This is a genomic window from Streptomyces acidicola, from assembly GCF_009377235.1.
Classification (GTDB): Bacteria; Actinomycetota; Actinomycetes; order Streptomycetales; family Streptomycetaceae; genus Streptomyces; species Streptomyces acidicola.
Genome location: NZ_VMNX01000453.1, coordinates 1 through 3,181 on the forward strand (window position 1 = coordinate 1; position 3,181 = coordinate 3,181).

General features: G+C 71.1%; 2 protein-coding genes. Both read right to left on the minus strand.

Translation table 11 applies throughout. The features are described from left to right. Positions 1-757 (minus strand): CHAD domain-containing protein (locus tag FPZ41_RS45840; RefSeq protein ID WP_322621581.1); only part of this gene is annotated, 757 nt, incomplete at its 3' end. Beyond that, complete coding sequence (locus FPZ41_RS45845; protein WP_152870761.1) at positions 738-3,101, minus strand: RNA degradosome polyphosphate kinase; 2,364 nt, start codon at positions 3,099-3,101, stop codon at positions 738-740. The genes FPZ41_RS45845 and FPZ41_RS45840, both read right to left, overlap by 20 nt. Positions 3,102-3,181: the final 80 nt, after the last annotated feature.

Below are 3,181 nucleotides of genomic sequence, written 5' to 3' on the forward strand. Positions count from 1 at the left end.
GGGCCGGGTCGGGGGAGAGGCCGTGGATCAGGGCCTCGGCGTTGTAGGGGTGACCCGCGGTGACCAGGGGCAGAGCGGAGACCGCGTCGCACAGCCGCTCGTGCGCGGCCTGGGCGAGCGGGCGCAGGTCGGCCGTGGCCGCCGCCGGGGCCAGTGGGACCTCGCTGGCCAGCACGGCCACGCTGTCGGCGACCGCGTGGAAGCGGGAGGAGCCGAGGGCCTGGAGGGCGGCGGAGTGGGCGCGGGTCCGGGCCAGGGTGAGCTGGCGCTCCAGCAGGGCGCCCGCCTTGGCGGCGCCGACGGTCAGGTTGCCCTTCGCGGCGTCCCCCGCGGACGAGGCGGCTCCCGACTGTGCGGAGAAGGAGGACGCCCCCGACAGCCGGTTCAGGGCCGTCACCAGGCGGTCCAGACGGGCCGCGTACGCGTGTTCGCGGCCCAGTGTGCCGGACAGCCAGGCGAGTTCGGGGCGCATGCCCTCGGACCAGTCGGCGTCGAGCAGGGGGCGGTACGTGTGCAGGGTGCCGCTGATGCGGCGGGCCGAGCGGCGCAGGGCGAGCGCCGCGTCGGCGGACTCCTCGCAACCGTTCTCCCCCGCTCTCGTCCTCGCCCTGGCCGGGGGACCTCCGTCGCCCGTCTCCCGCCCGGCACGCAGCGCACGGAGGAACTCCGTGGCCTGGGCCCGCAGATAGGCCGCCAGGGCATCTGCTGTGACGGGCCCGGTCACGGGGTCCGAGGGGTCAAGGTGTTGCATTGCCACGCCGGCGCCTCCGGGCGTCTATGAGCATCTCCTGGACGTTGCGCAGGGGCTGGCCCTCGCCGTCCGTCGCGTGCCGGGTCCACTCGCCGTCCGGGCCGAGGTGCCAGGAGGACGTGGAGTCGGACATGCCGGTCTCCAGCAGCCGGTTGAGGGACGCCCGGTGGGCCGGGTCGGTGACCCGCACCAGCGCCTCGATACGGCGGTCGAGATTGCGGTGCATCATGTCGGCGCTGCCGATCCACACCTCGGGCTCACCGCCGTTGGCGAAGGCGAAGATCCGGGAGTGTTCCAGGAAGCGGCCGAGCACGGACCGTACCCGTATGTTCTCGGACAGTCCCGGTACGCCCGGCCGGACGGCGCAGATGCCGCGCACCCACACGTCGACCGGTACACCCGCCTCCGAGGCGCGGTACAGCGCGTCGATGATCGCCTCGTCCACCATCGAGTTGACCTTGATGCGGACGTACGCGGGCCGGCCCGCACGGTGGTGCTGGATCTCCTTGTTGATCCGGGAGAGCAGACCGTCGCGCAGCGACTTGGGGGCGACGAGGAGACGGCGGTAGGTCTCGCGGCGGGAGTAGCCGGACAGCCGGTTGAACAGGTCCGAGAGGTCCGCGCCGACCTGTGGGTCGGCCGTCAGCAGGCCCAGGTCCTCGTACAGACGGGCCGTCTTGGGGTGGTAGTTGCCGGTGCCGACGTGCGAGTAGCGGACGAGGGCGTCGCCCTCCTGGCGGACCACGAGGGACAGCTTGCAGTGGGTCTTCAGGCCGACGAGGCCGTAGACCACGTGGCAGCCCGACTCCTCCAGCTTGCGGGCCCACTTGATGTTGGCCTGCTCGTCGAAGCGGGCCTTGATCTCGACCAGGACGAGGACCTGCTTGCCGGACTCGGCGGCGTCGATCAGCGCGTCCACGATCGGGGAGTCACCGGAGGTCCGGTACAGCGTCTGCTTGATCGCGAGGACGTCCGGGTCGCCCGCCGCCTGCTCCAGGAACGCCTGGACGGAGGTGGAGAACGAGTCGTACGGGTGGTGCAGCAGCACGTCCCGCTCGCGCAGGGCGGCGAAGATGTCGGGCGCCGACGCCGACTCGACCTCGGCGAGGTCCCGGTGGACGCCCGCGATGAACTTCGGGTACTTCAGCTCGGGGCGGTCGAGCTTGGCGATGCCGAAGAGGCCCGTGAGGTCCAGGGGGCCCGGCAGCGGGTACACCTCGGCCTCGGAGATCTTCAGCTCGCGGATCAGCAGGTTGAGCACGTACTGGTCGATCGACTCCTCGACCTCCAGGCGCACCGGCGGCCCGAAGCGGCGCCGCATGAGCTCCTTCTCCAGGGCCTGGAGCAGGTTCTCGGCGTCGTCCTCCTCGACCTCCAGGTCCTCGTTCCGGGTGATCCGGAAGGTGTGGTGCTCCAGCACCTCCATGCCCGGGAACAGCATCTCCAGGTGCGCGGCGATGACGTCCTCGATGGGGACGTACCGGTTCGGCGACGCCTCCATGAAGCGGGACAGCAGCGGCGGGACCTTGACCCGGGCGAAGTGCCGGTGGCCCGAGACCGGGTTGCGTACGACGACCGCGAGGTTGAGCGAGAGGCCCGAGATGTACGGGAAGGGGTGCGCCGGGTCGACGGCCAGCGGGGTCAGGACCGGGAAGATCTGATTCTTGAAAAGGGTGAAGAAGCGGGACTGCTCCGCGCCGGTCAGCTCGTTCCAGCGAACCAGGTGGATGCCCTCCTCCGCGAGTGCGGGGGCCACGTCCTCGTGGAAGCAGGCCGCGTGCCTGGCCATGAGCTCGCGCGAACGGGCCCAGATCATCTCCAGCACCTCGCGGGGCTGGAGGCCGGAGGCGGAGCGGGTGGCCACGCCCGTGGCGATGCGGCGCTTCAGGCCGGCCACCCGGACCATGAAGAACTCGTCCAGGTTGCTGGCGAAGATCGCGAGGAAGTTCGCCCGTTCCAGGAGGGGCGTGGCGGGGTCCTCGGCGAGTTCGAGGACCCGCTCGTTGAACGCGAGCCAGCTGCGCTCCCGGTCCAGGAATCGGCCCTGGGGCAGCGCCTCGCCTTCCAGCGACTCCTCGTAGACATCGAGGTCGGCATCGATGTCGGGTTCCAGGTCGGAGACCACAGCAGCCACCGTGTGCGGGCGGTGCGCGGCGAGGGAGCCCACGGAGGGCTGCACGTGCTGAACCGGGACCTCGGCGTTTTGCTGGCTCATAAACCCATTCTTCCGCGCCGCGAGGAAAACGGGCGCGTCGGACGTGGCGGGCGGGAGCGCGGCGGCGTATCGGCCGCTCCCTGCGCTCTCCCCGTTCTCCGGGGGCGGCGAGGGCTCGGGCACGGCGGGGTTCATTGATCGAGCGTCGCAAGGCCGGTTGAATCGCCGGTTAAGGAGACATGACGTGCGGGATAGCGGGGGGAGGCTCGCGGGGG